Genomic DNA, 20,071 nt, shown 5'->3' on the forward strand with positions numbered 1-20,071 from the left:
TCACACGTCGTGCACATGGTTGCCGCTAAAATGGCTCTTCGGTATCCGCTCGGCGTCTCATACACAGGGAGAACACGAAAACATGGCTTTGACTCTGGAATCGGCGGCCCGACTGCTCGATAGGCACGGACTGCTGCGCGAAATCATCCGCGGCGATGTCTGGACGCTTGATCCGCACGACATCAAGGGATTCGACGAGCCGTTCTCCGCAATCACCTACGACACCCGCAAGGTGGAGCCGGGCACGTTCCTGTGCTGCAAGGGCCGTTTCAAGGCCGAATATCTGCAGGGCATCGACGAACGCGGCCTTGCCGCCTATGTGTCGGAGAACGACTTCTCCGACGCCACGCAAGCTCCGGGCCTTATTGTGGATGACGTGCGCAAGGCCATGGCTTTGCTATCGGCTGAATTCTATGGTCGTCCGCAGGACCAGTTGAAGGTGGTCGGCATCACCGGCACCAAAGGCAAGACCACCACCGCCTATCTCACGCAGGCGATGCTCAATGGCTGTTCCGGCGGCAAGTGCGCGCTGTTTTCCTCCGTGGACAATTGTCTTGACGGCCACACCTACGTGGAATCCGATCTGACCACGCCGGAATCCATGGATGCGTTCCGCATGATGCGCGAGGCCGTTGATAACGGCATGGAATATCTCGTCATGGAGGTCTCCTCGCAGGCCTACAAGGTGGACCGCGTGTTCGGTCTCACATTCGACGTGGCCGCGTTCCTCAACATCAGCCCGGACCATATCAGCCCGATCGAGCATCCGACGTTCGAGGATTATCTCCACTGCAAGCGTCAGATCGTCAAGAACTGCCGTGCCCTCGTATTGGGTGCCGATTGCGCGCGCGCCGACCTCATCCGGCAGGACGCACGTCATACCAGCGTTCCCGTCACCACGTTCGCGCTTGGCGGCGATTCCATGGCAGACGTCATGGCCGCGCCGGCGAATGACGATCACAGCCGCTTCTCCATCGTCATCGACGGCACCTCGATCGGCGAGTTGAGCCTGACATTGGACGGCGATTTCAACTATGCGAACGCGGCGGCGGCCGTCGCGATCGCCCGTGCGGCCGGTTTCGATTTCGGTTCCGCACAGGCCAAGGACGCGTTGCGTGAGATGGAGCCGGTACGCATCGCCGGACGTATGGAGCATTTCAAGGACACGCGGTCGAACACCATCGCCATTGTTGATTACGCGCATAACTACGCGTCTGTCACCGCGTTGCTTGACTACGTCGATCAGCGTTACGGCAGCGAAAAGCCGGAAATCACGCTCATCACCGGCTCCGCTGGAAACAAGGCATACGATCGTCGCGCCGAAATCGTCCACGCCGCGCAGGACCGCATCGACCATCTCGTGCTTACTTTCGAAGACACCGACGACGAGCCTGTGGAACAGGTCTGCGCGGACATGAACGACAGCGTCACCAACCCGCAGCTTGACGTGAAGACCATTCTCGACCGTGCCGAAGCCGTGGAGACCACGGTAAGCCGCGATCGCAAGGATCCCGAGCATCTGCACATCATCCTCATCATCGGCAAGGGCAACGAACGTTGGTTCAAAGACCACGGCAAGCACATCCCTTACGAGGGCGACGACCGCATCGTGGAACGTGTGTTCCGTCTCAAATAACAACTAAGGTGAAGGCATTATGACACGATTCCAACCGATTCTGCTGGGCAGCGACATCAACGTCTACGGCATGGCCAGGGCGTTCCATGAGGAGTACGGCATCGTTTCCGAGGCGTATGCGTATTTCCAGCTGAGCCCCACGAAATTCAGCCGTATCGTCAACGCGCACATCGTCGACGATTTCAACAACTTCGTCACGTTCCGTAATTTCATGCTCAAGCTCGGCAAGCGTATGAAGGCCGAGGATCCGGAACGCGTGCTGCTGCTCATCCCCTGCGGCGACGTGTACGCCAATCTGCTGAGCCAGTGCGGCGACGATCTTCGCGAATATTTCGTATACAACACGCTTGACGTGAACCTTTCGCGCCGGCTCGCCTACAAGTCCACGTTCTACCAGATCTGCGAGCAGTATGATCTGCCCCATCCGAAGACGCGCACCGTCACCGCCGATGAGGTGAAGGCAGGAGCCTACTGTGATTTGCCGTTCAGCTATCCGGTGGCCATGAAGCCCGCGAATTCGGTGGAATGGCTCAACATCGATTTCGAGGGCCGTCGCAAGGCCTACATCTTCAACGATCCGGCCGAATTGGAGACCATCATCAAGCGTGCGTACGATGCCGGATACACGTCCGAAATGGTGATTCAGGACTTCATCCCCGGCGACGATTCCCGTATGCGTGTGCTGAACGCCTATGTGGACCAGCATCATCGCGTGCGTATGATGTTCCTCGGCCACCCGCTGCTGGAGGATCCCTCCCCTGTCGCCGCGGGCAACTATGCGGCCATTCTGCCCGACTACAACGAGGGTGTGTTCCGTCGTATCAAGGCTTTCCTCGAGGACATCAAGTACGAGGGCGTGGCCAATTTCGACATGAAGTACGACGAACGCGACGGCGAGTACAAGCTGTTCGAAATCAACCTTCGCCAGGGACGTTCCAGCTATTTCGTCACGCTGAACGGCTTCAATCTGGCGAAGTATTTCGTCGACGACCTCGTCGAGGACACGCCGTTCGACGGCAACACCCTGTTCGGCCGCGGTTCGAAGCTGTGGCTTGAGATTCCGAAGTCGATTTTCCTTGATTACGTCGCAGAAGGCGCTGACAAGGAAACCGGCAAGCGCATGCTCAAGTCGGGCGATTGGGGTACCACCTTGGAGTATTCCAAGGATATGAATCCGCTGCGTTGGCTGATGATTCGGCACATGTTCTCGATTTACAAGAAGAGCTATGCCAAGTACTTCACCAAGAAGGGCGAGCTTAAGTGAAACGACCGTTTTTCGCCGTACTGGGCGGCATGGGCACGCTGGCCACCGAAAGCTACATCCGCTTGGTCAACCGCGCCACGCATGCCCATTGCGATCAGGATTATCTGGACTACATCGTCTTCAACGATTCCTCCGTGCCGGACCGCACCGCGTACATTCTCGGCGAATCCGACGAGAATCCCTTCCCCGTACTCGCCGACGATATCGAGAAGGCAACGGCGATGGGCGCGAGTTTCATTGTGCTCACCTGCAATACCGCGCACTATTTCTATGACGATTTCCAGGCGTTGACGACGGTGCCGATTCTGCATATGCCACGCGGCGCGGTGGCACGCATGGCTCAGCGTTATCCGAAGGATCGTTTTCCGCGGGTCGGTTTCCTCGGCACCGTGGGTTCGCGCAAATCCGGCGTGTACAAGCGTGCCGTCGAAGAGGCCGGGTACACGTTCGTCGAACCGACCGACGAGTTGCAGGCCCGTATCACTTCGTTGATTTATGACGATGTGAAAGGTAGTGGCGAGCTCAATCTGGAACGCTACGAATCGGTGTTGCGCGATATGCTCGATCCGGCAGGCCCCTGCGCGTGCGACACGCTGATATTGGGCTGCACCGAGCTGAGCGTGCTCAACGAGGCGTTTCCGCTGCCCCAGCTGCCGGTCATCGACGCGCAGGCCGTGCTGGTGGAAGATACCGTGGCGCGGGCCGAAGCGTTGCGCGCGTAGCTATTATTTGTCACGCCTATCTTCGACTGCTTAGGCGTCGGACGATAAAACAAGATTGTGGGTGGCTTCCCATTGCCTGGGGAGCCACCCATAATCTGTTTTACATGGACGGTGTACGCCGCACGTATGGCGTCATCGTCCGATGTTGTTTCGCTTCGTCACTTCGTTTCGTTTTCCGAAGCCGTTTCCGCATCCGCCGGTTCGTTGGCATCCGCCGCCTCATCCATTTCATCCGCATCGGCGTCTGCTAAAACGGAATCGTCCGGACCGACGCTGCCGAAATCGTTGATGTTGAAATCAGGGTTGGCGTCGGATTCGAAATCCACGTCAGCCTCGTCCTGCTTTTTGCGCGGTTCCGGATCGACGGCTTCCTGGAACACACGTTCGGCCTTTGGCTTCTTCAGGTCGGGGTTGATCTTCTCCTCCAGCATGAGTCGCGCATCACCGGCGGTTGTGAAGCTGCCACAGACGAGCACGCCATGACCGTAGCCGACGCCCAGTTCGTCATCGGCATCAACCATGTTGACGGCTTCCTGGATGGCGTCCGGCAATTCGGGAATGCAGGTGACGCGTTCCGGCCCGAAAACACGGTCCGCGATCTTCTTCAGATCCTCAGCCGGCATCACTCGGTCACGCCACGAGTTCTCGGTGACGATCACATGGCTCAGCAACGGTTCGAGCACGCCCAGATACTCCTCGACCTGCTTGTCCCCCATCATGGCGACCACGCCGACGAGCTGCTGGAAATCATAGTTCTCTTCAATGGCGGCACGCAGCGATTCGGCCGCGTTCACGTTGTGCCCGCCATCAAGGATGATGGTAGGCGAGGTACGAATTTGTTCGATACGTCCCGGAATGCGTACGCTGCTCAACGCTTCGGCCACCAAATCGCCGTCCAACGCGCCGTTGACGGGAATCACCACTTCCGCCGCGCACAGTGCGGCGAGCGCGTTGTGTGCCTGATGCTCGCCGAATTTGGCGATCGGCACTTCCGTGTAGGTGCCGTTCGGGGTGCGCAGGGTGGCCACCTGGCCGCCGACGGCCGGCACTCGGGTAACGACTTCCGATTCGACGCCGTCGCGCACCAAGCTGGCGTGGTTCTCCTTGGCCGCGGCCTCGATAATCGGCATGACCTCGTCCTCGTGTGGCTGGCGGCCGATGATGGCGGTGCAGTTCGGCTTGATGATGCCGACCTTTTCCGTGGCGATTTCCTCCACGGTGTCGCCGAGCCATGCCATGTGGTCCATGTCGACCGGGCCGATGATGGCCGCGTCCGCGTCGAGCACGTTGGTGGCGTCCCATCGGCCGCCCATGCCGACTTCCACGATGGCGACGTCGACCGGCGCGTCGGCGAATTTCCAGATGGCCATGGCGGTGAGCACTTCGAAGAAGCTCATCTTCGGCTTGCCCAGCTCGTCCATTTTCATGTCCACGATGGCGACAAGGTCCTTGACCTGGTCCCAGGTGTCGACGAAATCGTCGTCGGACAGCTGCTGGCCGTCGATGGCGATGCGCTCGTTGACGTGTTCCAGATGGGGCGAGGTGTATAGGCCCGTACGCATGCCGTAGGCGCGGCAGATGGCTTCGGCCATGCGTGCCGTGGAGCCTTTGCCGTTGGTGCCGGTGATGTGGATGACGCGGAACGACTGCTCCGGATGGCCCATGATGTCGAGGATCATCTTCATGCGTTGCAGGTCGAGATTGGTGGTGTTGCGTTCCGATGGACGGCTCATGATGTCGCGTTCGACGTCGATCATGCTTTCGTTGTTGCGATTGGGATGTTCGAATGACATATTTCCCGTTTTCCTCCCGTACCTTGCGGACAGCACACTAAACTTTTCCCATTCTAGATGTCCGCATGAACGTTGCGCGCCGGGAAAAGTTATAGGATGGGTTGCGGTAATTTCCGTACGTTACGAATGCATGTTCAGGAGATGTGATGGGCGAAGTCATTACTGACAAGGACAAGGAATACGAGAAGATGGAGCGGGAGTCCGCTCCGGGACCGGATCAGGCCATGAGCGATCGTGTGAACAATCGTTCGCTGCGTCCGCGTTCCGAGGCGTTCAAGGAGTTCATGACCACCGGTTGGGATGACAACGAGCCGCAGATCGAGCCGTTGGAGTCCTCCAAGTACACGCCGGCGCGTCTGGAGGCGTTGGGCAAGGCGTTCCCGGGCGAGCGTATCGTGATTCCGGCCGGACAGCCGAAGGTGCGCAACAACGATTGCGATTACGCGTTCCGTCCGGATACGACGTTCTCCTACTACACCGGTTTGGGTGAGGATTTCGAGGCCGGCGCGGTGCTGGTGCTGAATCCCGTCGATCCGGATTCTCCGGAAGCGAAGGCCGGCAAGACGCATGTTCCGGAACTGTTCGTGGCTCCGCGTGCCAACCATTACACGCAGGACTTTTTCATGAACGCCCATTATGGCGAGTATTGGGTGGGTCCGCGTGCCGGTGTGAAGGAAATGACCGCGATGACCGGCATCGAAACCAACGACATCGCGCAGCTGCCCGACGCGTTGAGCAAGGATGTCGGCACTGAGGCCGGCGCGGTGCGCGTGCGCGTGATTCGTGAAGCCGATCCGGCGATTACCAGCATGGTCGAGGAGATCCGTGAAGCCAACGGTTTCGCTGATCCGGACAATAACACCGCTGCCGATGACAAGCTGCACGAATTCGCCGCCGAGGCACGCATGTGCAAGGATGAGTATGAGGTTCGCGAGATGCGCAAGGCCGTGGCCGCAACCAAGCACGGTTTCGACAACATTCTGCGCAAGATTCCGTCTTCCCTTGGCAAGCCGCGTTCGGAGCGCATGCTGGAGGGCGCGTTCAACGCCATCTCCCGCGAGGAGGGCAACGAGGTCGGCTACGACACCATCATCGCTTCCGGCGCCCACGCTCCGATTCTGCATTGGATGCGCAATACCGGTACCGTGGAGTCGGGCGAGCTGCTGCTCATCGACGCCGGTGTGGAGGTCAACAGCCTGTATACCGCCGACATCACCCGCACGTTCCCGACCAACGGCAAGTTCACCGATTTCCAGAAGAAGCTGTACCAGGCCGTGTTGGATTCCCAGCAGGCCGGTTTCGAGGCGGCCAAGCCGGGCGCCACGTATTCGGACATCCATCATGCGTGCATGCGCGTGATCGCCGAACGTCTGCATGACTGGGGTATTCTGCCGGTCGATGTCGAGGAGTCGCTCTCCCCTGAAGGCCAGCAGCATCGCCGTTGGCTCGCCTGCGGCGTGGCCCACCATCTGGGTCTCGACGTGCATGATTGCGCGCAGGCGCGTTATGAGTCGTATCAGAACGCCAAGATTCGTCCGGGCATGATCTTCACCATCGAACCGGGCCTGTACTTCCGTGAGGATGATCTGCTGATTCCGCCGGAATACCGTGGCATCGGCATTCGTATCGAGGATGATGTGCTCATGACGGAGGATGGTCCGGAATGGATTTCCGCGGGCATTCCGAAGCGGATCGACGATGTCGAGGCGTGGATGGCCGATATGGCCGCCGAAGGTGCGAAGGCCTGAGGATGCATCATGCCCACGCCTGAATTCGTACTCGAACTTCGTAAGAAGATAGGCCACGATCTGTTATGGCTCATGGGCGTCTCCGGCTATGTCGAGGACGAGCAGGGCCGTGTGCTGTTGGGACGGCGCTCCGACACCGGCGAATGGGCCATGGTGTATGGCATCAACGAGCCCGGAGAGGAACCGGCCGATACCGTTGCCCGCGAGGTCAAGGAGGAGACCGGCGTGGATGTGGTCGTCACCGATCTGGTGTCGGTCAAATCGTCCAGAAAGGTCCTCACCTATGCGAATGGGGACAACACCATGTACATGGATCACCTGTTCATCTGCAGGCCCGATCCGAATGGCAACACGGAGCCGTTCGTCGGCGATGAGGAAAGCCTCAGCGTAGGCTGGTTCTCCCCTGATGCTCTGCCCGAACCGTTGGCAGCCACCACGGTGGAACGCATGGCTTACGTACGCGAATATCTGAAGGCCAAGGCGAATGGTGATTCCCATGCCCAGTTTGCCTTCAACGGCACCATCCGCTGAAATCGCCTTCCATACATCATAAAATGGAATCCCCGCAACGTTTCAAGCGTTGCGGGGATTCCTTTTTATTAGATTCCGTGGATCAGCTCACTGCTGGGCGGCAAGCAGCTCATGCAGATGCTCGCGATGCTTGCGCTGTTCGCGCGGATCGGGCACCGGCAGGGAGGCCAGCAGCTTCTGCGTGTACGGGTTCTGCGGATTCTGCATGATCTGGTCCGCATCGCCATGTTCCACGATCTGGCCCTTGTGCATCACCATGATGCGGTCGGCGAGCATGTCGACCACGGCGAGGTCGTGCGTGATGAACAGGCATGCGAAGCCGATTTCGGCCTGCAGCTTCTTGAACAGTTCCAGCACCTTCGCCTGCACCGACACATCCAACGCGGAGGTCGGTTCGTCGGCGATGAGCAGGCTTGGCTTCAACGCCAACGCGCGTGCCAAGGAGGCGCGCTGGCGCTGGCCGCCGGACAGCTCGTGCGGGAAACGGTTCATATAGGCGCGCGGAAGCTGCACCATCTCAAGCAGATCGCCCACATACTTGCGGGCGTCTGATACCGACGAAAACTTCTTGTGCACGATCAACGGTTCGGCCACGTTTTCCGCGATGGTCATCAGCGGATTGAACGAGCTGCCCGGATCCTGGAACACGAAGCCGATGTCGGCGCGTTTGGGTTTGAAGTCGCGTTCCTTCACACCGTTCATTTCTATGCCTAGAACGTTCAGGGAACCGCCGGAAATCTTCTGCAGGCCTGCGATGGCACGGCCAGTGGTGGATTTGCCGGAACCGGACTCGCCTACCAGACCGAGCACTTCGGAACGGTGGATGGTGAAGTCGATGCCGTCCACGGCCTTGAAATCAGGCTGCATGAGATGACCCGGATACGTGATGGTCAGTCCCTTGGCCTCGACCGCGATGGGCTGATCGCGCCAATCCTTCTCACGTTCGATGACCTTGCCATCGGCATCCTTGACGACCAGTTTCTGGCCAATACGCGGCACGGCGGCAAGCAGACGCTTGGTGTAGTCGTCCTTCGGCGAGTAGAAGATCTGCTCGACGCTGCCCTGTTCGACGACGTGGCCGCGGTACATGACCACGACCTCATCGGCGATGTCGGCGATCACGCCCATGTTGTGGGTGATGATGAGCACGGATGCGTCGAACTCGTCGCGCGCCAGACGCAGCAGGTCGAGGATTTCGGCCTGCACGGTCACGTCGAGGGCGGTGGTCGGCTCGTCGGCCAGAATCAGGCCGGGGTTGAGCACCAGGGCCATGGCGATGACGATGCGCTGCTTCTGGCCGCCGGAGAACTGGTGTGGGTAGTAGTCGATGCGGGTTTCCGCGTCCGGAATGCCGACCTTCTTGAGAATGTCGATGGACTTGGCACGGAGTTCCTTCTTGTCCTTCATGCCATGGGCGCGAAGGCCTTCCTCGATCTGCCATCCGATGGTGTACACCGGGTTGAGCACCGAATTGGGCTCCTGGAACACCATGGCCGCTTCGGCGCCGCGCATTTCGCGCAGCTGTTCGCCGGACAGCGACAGCACTTCCAGCTCTTCGGTGCCCGCGCGGTTCGACAGGTACACCGCGCCGGAGGTCGTAGCGGTCTCCGGCAGCAGCTTGATGAGGGAGCGTGCGGTCACGGACTTGCCGGAGCCGGACTCGCCCACCACGCCGATGACCTTCTTACGGGGAATTTCGAAGCTGATCTTGTCGATGGCTTTGATGGAACCGGCGTCGGTCATGAACGAGACGCTGAGGTCCTTGATCTCGGCGAGATTGCCTTCCTTGATTTCACTCATCGGTTCACTCCCCTTCCTCGGAAGCCCATTCGGAAGCCACGAATGACGGATCACGGTCGGTGACGGTCACCGGTTTGTCGCTGGCTCCCATCGGATTCTTCGCCGCCTCAAGTTCGGCGACGACCTCGTTGCGCTTGCCTGGCTCCTGGCTGGGGTCCACGGACGTGTCCTCGATGGAACCCACCACTTCGCCTGCGGACTTGCGGGCGCGCAGACGCGGATCGGCCAGATCGTTCAGCGATTCGCCCACCAGGGTGATGCCCAGCACGATGAGCACGATGGCCAGACCCGGGAACACGGCGGTCCACCAGATGCCGGCGGTCACATCGGAGACGGCGCGGTTGAGGTCGTATCCCCATTCGGCGGCCGCGGTCGGTTCGATGCCGAAGCCCAGGAAGCCCAGGCCCGCAAGGGTCAGGATAGCTTCGGAGGAGTTCAGCGTCAGGATGACCGGCAGGGTTCGTGTGGAGTTCTTGAACAGGTGCTTGGTCATGATGCGCCACGTGGAGGCGCCGACCACGCGGGCGGATTCCACGTACGCGGATTCCTTGATGCGGATCACTTCGGCACGGATGGTACGGAAGTATTGCGGAATATAGACCACGGTGATGGAGATGCCGGAGGCGAAGATGCCGCTCCACAGGCCGGACTGGCCGTGGGAGATCATGATCGCCATCAGAATCGCCAGCAGCAGCGACGGGAAGGAGTACACGGCGTCGGCGATCATGACGAGCACACGATCGACCCATCCGCCGAAATAGCCGGAGACCAGGCCGAGCAGCACGCCTGCGAAAATCGACAGCAATACCGCGACGACGATGGCGATGACGGCGGTGCGGGCACCCCAGACCACACGGCTGAACACATCGTAGCCACCTGCAGTGGTGCCCCAGATGTGTTCGGAGGACGGTGCCGCCTGGGCCGGGAAGGAAACGCCGTCGGCGCCCTTGAGCTGCGCGTAGCTGTATGGCGCGATGAGCGGCGCGAAAATGGCGACCAGCAGGAAGAACGCCGTGAGCACGAGGCCCGTGATCAGCATGCCTTTCTGCCAGCCGACTGCGACGCGCAGTTCCTTGATGATCGGAATCTTATGCCAGAATGGCGTCTTGTTGCCGAGCTTGAGCTCGTCCAGACGATTGTCGCCTGGAACGGTGACCTTGTTGGCAGATGCTGCGGTCATGTCAGTACCTCACTCTCGGGTCGACCAACGCGGCGATGACGTCGACGATGAAGTTGACGACGGCCACGATGATGGCGATTAGGATAACGATGCCCTGCACGGCCACGAAGTCGCGTGCCTTCAGGTACTGCGACAGCATGAAGCCGAGACCCTTCCATTCGAAGGTGGTTTCGGTGAGCACCGCGCCTGCGAGCATCAGGGCGATCTGCATGCCCATGACGGTGATGATTGGAATCAACGCCGGCTTCCATGCGTGCTTGTTGAGCAGGCGTTTCTCGGAGACGCCGCGGGAACGTGCCGCTTCGACGTAGCCGGAATTGTAGGTGGCGATCACGTTGGTACGCACCAAACGGATGAACACGCCGGCGGTCAGCAGGCCCAACGCAAGGGCCGGCAGCACAGCGTGACGGAGCACATCAAGCAACACGGACATGTCGCCCAACTGGATCGCGTCGATGATATAGAAGCCGGTCGGCGAGACCAGTCGGGAGAACTGCATCTCGCTGCCAAGCGATGAGCGCCCGGATGCCGGCAGCACGTTCAGCCAGATGGCGAAGATGAGCTTCAGAATCAGGCCGAGGAAGAACACCGGGGTGGCATAGCACAGGATGGCGAAGGTGCGGATGCCCGCATCGGCCGCGTGGTCACGCTTGCGTGCGGCGATGCGTCCCAAGCCGATGCCGACGATGAGCGCGACGATGAGCGCGAGGAATGCCAGTTCGAATGTGGCGGAGCCGTAGTGGACGAGGATGCTGCTGACCTTCTGGTTGTCGGTCAGCGTGGTGCCGAGATCGCCGTGCAGCAGGCCGCCAAGATAATCGATGTACTGCACGATGAGCGGACGGTCGTAGCCGGCCGCATGGATGCGCTTCTGCAGTTCTTCCGGGGTCAGGCGGCCGCCGAGTGCGGCGGAGATCGGGTCGCCGGTGGCGCGCATCACGAAGAAAACGATGGTTACAAGAATGAATACTGTAGGAATGATCAGCAGAAAGCGTGTGAGCACGAAACGGAAGAATCCGCTTGAAAGCTTGTTTTTCTTGGCTTTCGGCTGAGCCTCGGTTGCGCTTTGCGTCACGTCGGGCTCCTTTTTCCTTATTGGTGTTTCAGATACAAATTGAGCCCCTGCCCATCTTAAGGGTGGGCAGGGGCGATCAAAACCTTTATCAGGCCTTGGTCACGGAAGCGTAGCGGAAGCGGAAGGAGGCGTCGAGGACGACACCCTTCACGCTGGATCCGGTGACCGCGACCTGGGCACCCTGCAGCAGCGGGATGGTGGAGAGGTCTTCGGTCTCGAGCTTCTGGATTTCCTTCAGGGTGTCTTCGCGGGCCTTGGCGTCGGTCTGGCCGGCCTGCTTGACGATCAGGTCGTTGACGTCCTTGTTGGAATAGCCGTTGTTCACGAAGTTGCCGTCACGGAAGAACGGGGACAGGTAGTTGTCCGGATCGGAGTAGTCCGGGAACCAGCCGAGCTGGTAGACCGGGTAGGAACCGTCCGAATCCTTGGTGACGTTACGGTCCTTGTTGTACTGGGTCCATTCGGTGGACTGCAGGTCGACCTTGAGCAGGCCGCCTTCCTCGAGCTGGGCCTTGATGGCCGCATACTCGTCGGCGGAGGACTGGCCGTAGTGGTCCGGGTTGTACTGGAGCTTCAGGTCTACCGGGGTCTTCACACCGGCGGCTTCGAGGGTCTTCTTGGCCTTGGCCGCATCCGGCTTGCCGGAACCGTCGCCATAGGCTGCCTTCAGGGTGTCGTCGTGGCCGGACAGGCCATCCGGAATGAAGGAGTACAGCGGGGTGTAGGTGCTCTTGTAGACCTTGGTGGCCAGCTCGTTGCGGTCGATCAGGCTTGCGACGGCCTGACGCACGGCCTTGGCCTTGTCGGCGTTCGGCTCGCTGGACTTCTCGCCGTACGGCATGATCTTGAAGTTGAAGGCAAGGAAGCGCTCTTCGCCGCCCGGTCCCTTGACGACCTTGACCTTGTTGTCCTTGGACAGGTCCTCGACGTCGGTCGGGGTCATGGAGCGGTAGGCCACGTCGACCTGGCCCTGCTGCACGGCCATCTTCAGGTTGGAGGAATCGGCGAAGTACTTGACCTGCACAACGTCGTTCTTAGCTGGGGTCAAACCCTTGTAGGAATCGTTCTTGGCATATGCCAGGGCCTCGTTCACCTTGTAGGAGGTGAGCTTGTACGGGCCTGCGAAGGCGTTGTCCTTGACGACGGTGTTGGCATCGGTCAGTTTGTCGGCGGAGAAGGACTCTTCGTCGACGATCGGGCCGGCCGGGCTGGAGAGCACCTGCTTCAGGGTCACGTCGTCCTTGACCGCGGAGTGGAACACGACGGTGGTGTCATCCTTGGCCTCGACGGACTCGATGTTGGCCAGCAGGGAGGACGGACCGTTCTCGTCGTTGATCTTCTTGATACGGTCGAAGGAGAACTTGACGTCGGAGGCGGTCAGATCGTGGCCGTTCGCGAACTTCAAGCCCTTCTTGAGCTTGACGGTGAACTCGGTGCCGTCGGCGCTCCAGGTGCCGTCATCGGCGGCGATGTCCGGAGACAGCTCGGAAGTGTTGTAGTTCTGCGCGTACAGGAACGGGAACACCTGAATCTGCACGGCGTAGGAACCGTTGTCGTAGGAGCCAGCCGGATCAAGGCTGGTGATCTTATCGGTCGTGCCGACGGTGATGGTGTTGCCAGTTGCGGCGCCACCGTCCTTCACGCCGCCGCAGGCGGCCAGGGAAGCCAGAGCCGCGACAGAAGCCAGAGCGGCGATAACTTTCTTGCGATTCACTATGGAATCCTCTCTTTTCTATCCGAATCGCCCCTGTGCAAGGCGATATAGTGACAAGAATCGGCGCGCAATGTTAACCGTACGTTTCATTGGAGGCCGTTTTACCCACCTACCTTATATTCGCCGTTTTCTGCTATGCATTAAAACGGCGAAATTCCAACGTTTTAACGACTAGTGAAAGAAAATAAGAAAAACCAGCCATTTTATGAGACGGACCCAGCCAAAGTCGCATTCAAGGTCTACGTCCTTCTTTTTTACTCATTGCTTTCGCACAGAGAGACCCAGATAAGCGCGCGACACGCGGCACAACATGAATTGCATTAATCAATTAACGGCGTTAATATATTAAGAAGTTCAACGAGGGTCCATGCACTGTCGCAAGGAGGTGAGCATGAGTAGGTACAGCGCCCAACAGTCATCGATTTCGGAAAACAACCGTTCCCGCATCCTGCAATACCTGTACCACAATGGCATCTGCTCACGCGCGCAGATCGCCAAAGCCATCAAGCTCACTCCGGCGGCAATCACCAAAATCACCGCGAAACTGCTGGCGCAGGGCATCATCGACGAAACCGGCGACATGGACGGAGACAAGAACCGCCGTTCCATCGGCCTGAATCTCAATTGTGCCAAATACCACATCATCGGCGTGAAGTTCGCCCGCAGTCTGGTGCAAATCGCGGTCTTCGACCTCAAGTGCAACCGTATCTTCCTGTCCGACTTGCCTACCGTCAGCGAAGAGCACATCCCCGAAACGGTGGAGCGCATTCGAGATACCGTACGCCAGCTCATCAAGGACGACCCCAGCATCGTGGCCGTCGGCATGGCGGTTCCGGGGCCCTATTTAAAGGACGAAGGACGCACCGCTTTGGTCTCCTCCATGCAGGGCTGGAGGCAAATCAACTTCATCGACGAATTCAGCAACGCATTCAGCGTCCCCGTGTTCGTCGAACAGGACGCCCGCGCCGGCGCGCTGGCGCAGTTCCTGTTCAATCCGGAACTGTCGGAAGGTTCCCTCGCCTACTATCTGCTTGGCGAAGGCATCGGCCTCGGAGTCATCGACAACGGCACCATCTACTACGGCGAGCACGGCACCGCCACGGAAATCGGACACGTCTCCATCGACGTGAACGGCAAGCCATGCGACTGCGGCAATGTCGGATGCCTGGAACGCTACTGCTCCGCCAACGCCATCCACGAACAACTCAACGCCAACCCGAGCATCGTTCCCGGATGCGAGACGATGACGCATGCGCAGGCTTGCGCAGCACTGTTCGCCAAGGCGAACGCGGGAGACGAGACCGCGACGCTTCTGATGCTCGATGTTGCCCGATACGTTGGGTACGGCGCGGTCACCATCATCAACGCTTTCAATCCGACACACATCGTTCTTGGAGACATCATCGCGCAAGCCGGCCAGCCGTTGCTCGACGAAGTCACACAAGTCGTGCGCGAACGCACGATCCCCGAAATCGGGCGCAACACCCGAATCACCCTGTCCGCCCTGCCCACCGACGCCACCGTTACCGGTGCCGCCGCCGTGGCCATCACCAATTTTCTGGAACATCCATCGATGTTCTTCGACGTCGCATAGCACGCCGCCCACCAAAGAAAGGAACCACCCATGTCCAAGCCAATCGTCATCGCCCTCGGTGAAATCCTGTGGGATATGCTCCCCACCGGCAAGCGCGCCGGCGGCGCTCCCGTCAACTTCGCCTACCACGCGTCCCAGAACGGCGCAGAAAGCTACGCCATCAGCGCCGTCGGTAACGACGAGCTGGGCGCCGAGCTGCTCAACGATGCGCACAAGGCCGGCATCAACACGCTGGTGCAGACCAACGAATACCCGACCGGCACCGTCGCCGTGGCACTGACCAACGGCATTCCGGAATACACCATCGTGCAGAACGTGGCTTGGGACCACATCGGCTACACCGACGAACTCGCCGAGGCCGTGTCCAAGGCCGACGCCATCTGCTTCGGCACGCTGGGTCTGCGTTCCCAGGAATCGCATGACACCATCATCAAACTGCTCCAGCATGCCAAGGAAGGCGCGCTGAAGTTCTTCGACATCAACCTGCGCGCCAACTTCTACTCCAAGGAGCTGATCGAGGAGCTGCTGGGATACGCCAACATCTTCAAGATCAACGACGACGAGCTCATCATGATGCGTGAGATGTTCTCCATTCCGGAGGGCAACGACGAAGAGGCCTGCAAGTGGTTCATGGATCGCTTCGATCTGGAGTACACCATCCTGACCGGCGGCGCGACCTTCAGCACCATCATCGCCAAGGACGGCGAGACCTCCACTCTGCTGACCCCGCATGTCGAGGTGGCCGACACCGTCGGAGCCGGCGATTCCTTCTCCGGCTCCTTCACCGGCAAGATCCTGTCCGGTGCCTCCCTCAAGGAAGCGCATCGCGCGGCCGTGAACACCGCCGCCTACGTGTGCACCAAGGAAGGAGGCTGGCCGGCCTACCCGACCGAAGGCGTTCCGGATTACCTCGCCGCAGCAGCCAAGTAAGCGTATCTTCTCCTTTCATCATCACCGATTCCGCATGCCGTCAAATAACGGCATGCGGAATTTTTTTTACCGGTTTTGCGAAGTTTCGTCGGTATGATGAATCGCCGATAGCATAATTTGGTTTGTCGGATAAACCGTGGTATCTTGAAATGTCTGGCTATAAAGCTGGAAGGTTTGATAATTCAATATTTGGGGATGATCGGTTTCGACGGTGACCTGTTCGTCGCAGGGAAGCGTGCCGAGAACGTAGGGTCCGCTCGTGGATGCCCCCTACAAAAGAATAAGTGCTAAATCTAACCGCACTGAGTTCGCTCTCGCTGCCTGAGCTTCGCGCCAGGATTAACCAGTGAGCAGCCGCTCCGTTCACTCCCCCTCGTCTTTGGGGGGATGTTGAGCGTCGTTTAGAAGACTTGCCTTACCGGCTGAGCCACAGGGCCGGCAAGGGACTTTTACTGTAGATATGCTCGCCATCAGTTGTCTGCGACATCGATGGGGGCAGAAAAACCGCCGCACGGCCAGCAGACTACGCACGTAGAAGACTGAGGGTTCGGTCATCGGACCGGGGTTCGATTCCCCGCATCTCCACGGATTGAAAGCCGCCAGAAATGGCGGCTTTTCCTTTATTTCCAACGGTTTCCGCCACTTTTGCAATTCGCTGCAATTCACCCTTTATCGCGATATTTCTCAAAAACATGGGCAAAATGTGGGCACGAATCATGTGTCAGCAATGACGGCTTTCTGTATTGGTAATCACATTTCTCGTTCGGTGAAACAGCGCATGTCGGCAGCAACGCCTCCGTATCATCGAAATAACCGTCCGGCGCCTTCCAATATTACAAGCCGCCGGCCAGCCAACCATCGAAAGGGACGATATCATGGCGAAGCTTACAGAGGAAATGAAGGATTTCATCAGCAGCAATCTCGCTTGGGTGGCCACCATCGGCAAGGATGGACACGTCGATTTGGGGCCGAAAATGAGCACGTTCGTCATCGATGACACTCATATCGGCTATCACGAGCGTACCGCCGGTCAAATGTACCGTAATCTGCTCGACGGCAGCGAACTGGTCATCGCAGTGGCCAATCTTGAGCAGAAGCGAGGTTATCGTTTCCGTGGCAACGTCACTCTGCATTCCGATGATGCGATCTACGATGAGCAGGTCGCCGTGGCCGAACATAACGGCACGAAGAAGCCCATGACCATTCCCGTTCTGGAGATCACGGAGATTCAGGACTTGACGCCAGGGGCGACCGCAGGCAAGACCATCGTCAAGGACTGACGCCCGTTCAACGCATACGGCTAATACCATCCATCCAAACGCGGAAACGCGCTCTGGCCCTCCCTTGGAAAGAAGGTCCAGAGCGCGTTTCGTTTTTCTGTCAAGACAAAAAGAGCTAGATCAAAGTATTTCCGCTCCGTCATGCAGTGACGTTGCGCAATAACGCTATTTGATGATCGGTCTCAACGGCGCGGACACGTCCACGTTATGCTTGTCTCCAATCACGTTCGGATCATTGACGATCTTGTCCACCACCGCTTTCTTGAGCTTCAGGTCCGAGGAATCACCCCATACGATCACGCGGTCTCCCCCATTGAGTTCCGTGGTGATGGAATCCTGGGTCGCCGCGGTGACCTTGGTGATGGAGTTGCGCATCGATTCCGGCAGTGAGCTGAGAATCTTCAACGCTTCCTTGATAGGACGCCTAGACAGGCTCGCATCGACGTTCTGCACTTCGATGACGGGAATGCCTTCCACGGAAACGCCGCTGACGGAATTGAGCACGCGGCCCTTGCTGTCGACCGCCGTCATATGGTCCTCGCTGGTTTTGAGCATGGCCGCGGGTTTCTGCGCCTTGATCGTCACTTCAAGCGAGTTCGGCAGCTGTTTCTTCGACTTGGCTGACGTGACTCCCGGAATCGCCTTGATCTGCTTCTCCACGGCTCCATCCGAAACCAGGAACAACGATTTTCCGGACTGCTGCCTCGCGATGTCAAGCACCTGCGATTCACTCACCCATTCGTTGGCGCCGACCACGCTGATGTTGCCTGGCTCCAAACGGAACACCGACGAGAAGAGGAACAGCCAGACGACAGCTCCCAAAACCACGGCTACGACAAGACCGATGAGCACGCGCAGGACTATGGCTCGCGCGCCGGCCTGACGGCGTTCCTTGAGCCGTTCGCCGAAATCAACCACTTTCGGACGTGTCATGATGCCGATCGTGCCGGTGGTCTCCTGCAGGGTTTTGGAAACCAGGTCCTCGCTTTGCAAACGTCGCGCGTCTACGAAGCCTTCGGCTTTTGAACGGTCCGCGTACCCTTCAATCGACCGTCCTTCGGCATGCTCCGATGAGATGGACCGTCCGGAACGTCGTCCGCCCGACTGGTCCGTCTCCTGCACATCCTTGCCGGAACTGATGACCCGTCGAGCCATCAGCCCTCGCAATCCCAACGATGCGCTTCAAGAGCATGCAGGATGACCTCGTCCATCTGCGTGATGTCGCCGGCGCCTACGGTGAAGATGACGTCGCCATGATGCGCGCGCATCACCATCATCTGGGCCGCGGTGTGCATGTCTTCGACGCCACGGATCCAGTCCTTTGCCGGTTCATGCTCAAGCTTGAGCGCCTCGTCCACGATGGTGGCCGGAGTCACGTCGGGGAAATCCTCCTGCTTCTCGCGCGCGGGGAAGATGCCGGTAACGATGACGTCATCGGCCTTGGCAAGCGCCTGCGCGAATTCAGAGCTGAAGAAACGCGTGCGGGAGAACAGGTGCGGCTGGAAGATCACACGGATCTTGGACTGCGGGTAGCGGCGACGGGCCGCATCCAGCAGCGCAGCGATTTCGGTCGGATGATGCGCGTAATCATCGACGACCGTCACTTGGCTGACGGTGCCACGGACCTGGAAGCGGCGTGCGGCACCGAGGAACGAGGTGACCGCCGCGGAGGCACGTTCGACGTCCATGCCCAACAGCGCGGCCGCGATAATCGCCGCGGAGGCGTTGCGTGCGTTGTGGATGCCGGGAACGGTAAGCGTCACTGCGATGCGGCGCTCCTCTTCGCCGATCAGTCCGCCCGGAATATGCAGCGTGAAATGTTCGGCTCCGCTTTCGGCGGTTTCGCTTTCCGATTCGATGCGTACCAGCGTGGCACCGTTCAGGTCGCCCAATTCGGCGGCGTTCCGTGTTGAATAGACGATCGTGCGTCCGGCCACGGTGGCGTCAAGCGCACGTAGCACGGCAAGGTTGCCTTCGTCGTCGCCGCACATGATTACGGCTTTGGTGGCGTGTCCGGCATGGTCCACGAATGCGGCCCGATAGTTGTCCTGCGTGCCGTAGTGGTCAAGGTGGTCGGCTTCGGAATTGGTGATGATGGCGATTTGCGGATGGTATTTGGCGAAGCTGCCGTCCGATTCGTCGGCCTCGGCCACCAGCACGTTGCCCTTGCCGGCATGGCCGCCGTCCAAAATGGCACCGTCTTTGCCTTGGATGGAACCGCCGATGGCGTAGCTCGGATCGGCGAGCTCGCCTTCTCCGGCGTTCACGAGAATGTGCGCCAGCATGGAGCTGGTCGTGGTCTTGCCGTGGGCGCCGGCCACGGTCACCGCACGTTTCGCGTTCATCAGCAGGGCGAGGATGTCGCTGCGGTGCACGATGCGCTCCCCTGCCTCATGCGCGGCGACGATTTCCGGATTGTCCGGCTTGATGGCGCTGGAGAACACGACGGTGTTCTTGCCTTCGACGTTCTTCGCCTGCTGGCCGAATTCGACGGTGATGCCGAGGCTTTGCAGACGGTCGGTTTTGGCGCTTGGCTCACGGTCCGAACCATCGACCTCGACACCCTGCTCATGCAGCATTTCAGCGAGCACACTCATGCCCGCGCCACCGATGCCGATGAAATGCGTGGCACCTAGGTCATGCACCGTCTCTTCAGGTGCGAACGACGCATGGGTTGGGTCAAGAATTATGGTACCGGCTTCACGCTGGTTGTCAGACACGATTGCTCCTCGTAAATTGTTTTCAAGCTCATTTCATTATGGCCGCACCCATGGTCTCCCACGGGGTGCGGTCATGATTGTTCG

15 protein-coding genes and 1 other RNA gene are annotated in these 20,071 nt (G+C 59.3%); 9 read left to right on the forward strand and 7 right to left on the reverse strand.

Features of this window, described 5'->3' with window-relative positions:
• Window positions 1-82: 82 nt before the first annotated feature.
• From OGI63_RS11160 to OGI63_RS11170, 3 genes are read left to right on the forward strand one after another with little or no spacing between them, the layout of a single operon-like run.
• Window positions 83-1,636 (forward strand): UDP-N-acetylmuramoyl-L-alanyl-D-glutamate--2,6-diaminopimelate ligase, encoded by a 1,554-nt coding sequence (locus OGI63_RS11160; protein WP_011743431.1) that lies wholly within the window; start codon window positions 83-85, stop codon window positions 1,634-1,636.
• A 19-nt stretch (window positions 1,637-1,655) separates the two neighbouring features.
• Window positions 1,656-2,900 carry a carboxylate--amine ligase gene (locus OGI63_RS11165; RefSeq protein ID WP_264309049.1) on the forward strand — a complete coding sequence of 415 codons (1,245 nt, stop codon included), beginning with the start codon at window positions 1,656-1,658 and terminating at the stop codon, window positions 2,898-2,900.
• Entirely contained in the window at window positions 2,897-3,622 is a 726-nt protein-coding gene (locus OGI63_RS11170) for an aspartate/glutamate racemase family protein (RefSeq protein WP_011743433.1), read from the forward strand. Before OGI63_RS11165 ends, OGI63_RS11170 begins: the two co-directional genes overlap by 4 nt.
• A 158-nt stretch (window positions 3,623-3,780) precedes the next feature.
• Here the strand turns inward: OGI63_RS11170 and OGI63_RS11175 are convergent, their stop codons facing one another.
• Window positions 3,781-5,415, reverse strand: coding sequence for a bifunctional folylpolyglutamate synthase/dihydrofolate synthase (locus tag OGI63_RS11175; RefSeq protein ID WP_080548140.1), 1,635 nt, complete (start codon window positions 5,413-5,415; stop codon window positions 3,781-3,783).
• Window positions 5,416-5,561: 146 nt separating this feature from the next.
• Here OGI63_RS11175 and OGI63_RS11180 point away from each other — a divergent pair, with 146 nt between their 5' ends.
• Together OGI63_RS11180 and OGI63_RS11185 are read left to right on the forward strand one after the other, a co-directional pair.
• The gene (locus tag OGI63_RS11180; RefSeq protein WP_041777358.1) at window positions 5,562-7,163 is read left to right on the forward strand and encodes an aminopeptidase P family protein; all 1,602 of its coding nucleotides are present in this window, start codon (window positions 5,562-5,564) and stop codon (window positions 7,161-7,163) included.
• Between the two features lie 9 nt (window positions 7,164-7,172).
• The gene (locus OGI63_RS11185; RefSeq protein WP_011743436.1) at window positions 7,173-7,694 is read left to right on the forward strand and encodes an NUDIX hydrolase; all 522 of its coding nucleotides are present in this window, start codon (window positions 7,173-7,175) and stop codon (window positions 7,692-7,694) included.
• A gap of 87 nt (window positions 7,695-7,781) precedes the next feature.
• Here the strand turns inward: OGI63_RS11185 and OGI63_RS11190 are convergent, their stop codons facing one another.
• The 4 genes from OGI63_RS11190 to OGI63_RS11205 form a co-directional block, all read right to left on the reverse strand.
• Entirely contained in the window at window positions 7,782-9,494 is a 1,713-nt protein-coding gene (locus tag OGI63_RS11190) for a dipeptide ABC transporter ATP-binding protein (RefSeq protein ID WP_011743437.1), read from the reverse strand.
• Between the two features lie 4 nt (window positions 9,495-9,498).
• On the reverse strand, window positions 9,499-10,674 hold the full coding sequence (locus tag OGI63_RS11195) for an ABC transporter permease (RefSeq protein ID WP_003810731.1): 1,176 nt from the start codon (window positions 10,672-10,674) through the stop codon (window positions 9,499-9,501).
• Between the two features lies 1 nt (window position 10,675).
• A complete protein-coding gene (locus OGI63_RS11200) occupies window positions 10,676-11,749 on the reverse strand; it encodes an ABC transporter permease (protein ID WP_011743438.1) in 1,074 nt (357 codons plus the stop codon).
• Between the two features lie 88 nt (window positions 11,750-11,837).
• Entirely contained in the window at window positions 11,838-13,463 is a 1,626-nt protein-coding gene (locus tag OGI63_RS11205; protein WP_011743439.1) for an ABC transporter substrate-binding protein, read from the reverse strand.
• Window positions 13,464-13,854: 391 nt separating this feature from the next.
• On the opposite strand from OGI63_RS11205, the gene OGI63_RS11210 reads away from it, so the two are divergent.
• The 4 genes from OGI63_RS11210 (at window position 13,855) to OGI63_RS11225 (ending at window position 17,267) form a co-directional block, all read left to right on the forward strand.
• Window positions 13,855-15,057: an ROK family transcriptional regulator gene (locus tag OGI63_RS11210; protein WP_011743440.1), complete on the forward strand. Its 1,203-nt coding sequence runs from the start codon at window positions 13,855-13,857 to the stop codon at window positions 15,055-15,057.
• A 30-nt stretch (window positions 15,058-15,087) separates the two neighbouring features.
• On the forward strand, window positions 15,088-15,987 hold the full coding sequence (locus OGI63_RS11215; protein WP_003810740.1) for a carbohydrate kinase family protein: 900 nt from the start codon (window positions 15,088-15,090) through the stop codon (window positions 15,985-15,987).
• Window positions 15,988-16,178: 191 nt separating this feature from the next.
• Window positions 16,179-16,575, forward strand: a transfer-messenger RNA (tmRNA) gene (gene ssrA, locus OGI63_RS11220).
• Window positions 16,576-16,862: 287 nt separating this feature from the next.
• Entirely contained in the window at window positions 16,863-17,267 is a 405-nt protein-coding gene (locus OGI63_RS11225) for a pyridoxamine 5'-phosphate oxidase family protein (protein WP_003810744.1), read from the forward strand.
• A 165-nt stretch (window positions 17,268-17,432) separates the two neighbouring features.
• Here the strand turns inward: OGI63_RS11225 and OGI63_RS11230 are convergent, their stop codons facing one another.
• Window positions 17,433-18,422 carry a cell division protein FtsQ/DivIB gene (locus tag OGI63_RS11230; RefSeq protein WP_003810745.1) on the reverse strand — a complete coding sequence of 330 codons (990 nt, stop codon included), beginning with the start codon at window positions 18,420-18,422 and terminating at the stop codon, window positions 17,433-17,435.
• On the reverse strand, window positions 18,422-19,987 hold the full coding sequence (gene murC, locus OGI63_RS11235) for a UDP-N-acetylmuramate--L-alanine ligase (RefSeq protein WP_011743442.1): 1,566 nt from the start codon (window positions 19,985-19,987) through the stop codon (window positions 18,422-18,424). Before murC ends, OGI63_RS11230 begins: the two co-directional genes overlap by 1 nt.
• Between the last annotated feature and the right edge of the window lie 84 nt (window positions 19,988-20,071).

Source organism: Bifidobacterium sp. KRGSERBCFTRI, assembly GCF_025908335.1.

Coding starts and splice junctions, on each gene's coding strand:
- OGI63_RS11160 (WP_011743431.1), top strand. CDS start 83: ATGGCTTTGACTCTGGAATCGGCGGCCCGACTGCTCGATAGGCACGGA.
- OGI63_RS11165 (WP_264309049.1), top strand. CDS start 1,656: ATGACACGATTCCAACCGATTCTGCTGGGCAGCGACATCAACGTCTAC.
- OGI63_RS11175 (WP_080548140.1), bottom strand. CDS start 5,415: ATGTCATTCGAACATCCCAATCGCAACAACGAAAGCATGATCGACGTC.
- OGI63_RS11180 (WP_041777358.1), top strand. CDS start 5,562: ATGGGCGAAGTCATTACTGACAAGGACAAGGAATACGAGAAGATGGAG.
- OGI63_RS11185 (WP_011743436.1), top strand. CDS start 7,173: ATGCCCACGCCTGAATTCGTACTCGAACTTCGTAAGAAGATAGGCCAC.
- OGI63_RS11190 (WP_011743437.1), bottom strand. CDS start 9,494: ATGAGTGAAATCAAGGAAGGCAATCTCGCCGAGATCAAGGACCTCAGC.
- OGI63_RS11195 (WP_003810731.1), bottom strand. CDS start 10,674: ATGACCGCAGCATCTGCCAACAAGGTCACCGTTCCAGGCGACAATCGT.
- OGI63_RS11210 (WP_011743440.1), top strand. CDS start 13,855: ATGAGTAGGTACAGCGCCCAACAGTCATCGATTTCGGAAAACAACCGT.
- OGI63_RS11215 (WP_003810740.1), top strand. CDS start 15,088: ATGTCCAAGCCAATCGTCATCGCCCTCGGTGAAATCCTGTGGGATATG.
- OGI63_RS11225 (WP_003810744.1), top strand. CDS start 16,863: ATGGCGAAGCTTACAGAGGAAATGAAGGATTTCATCAGCAGCAATCTC.
- OGI63_RS11230 (WP_003810745.1), bottom strand. CDS start 18,422: ATGGCTCGACGGGTCATCAGTTCCGGCAAGGATGTGCAGGAGACGGAC.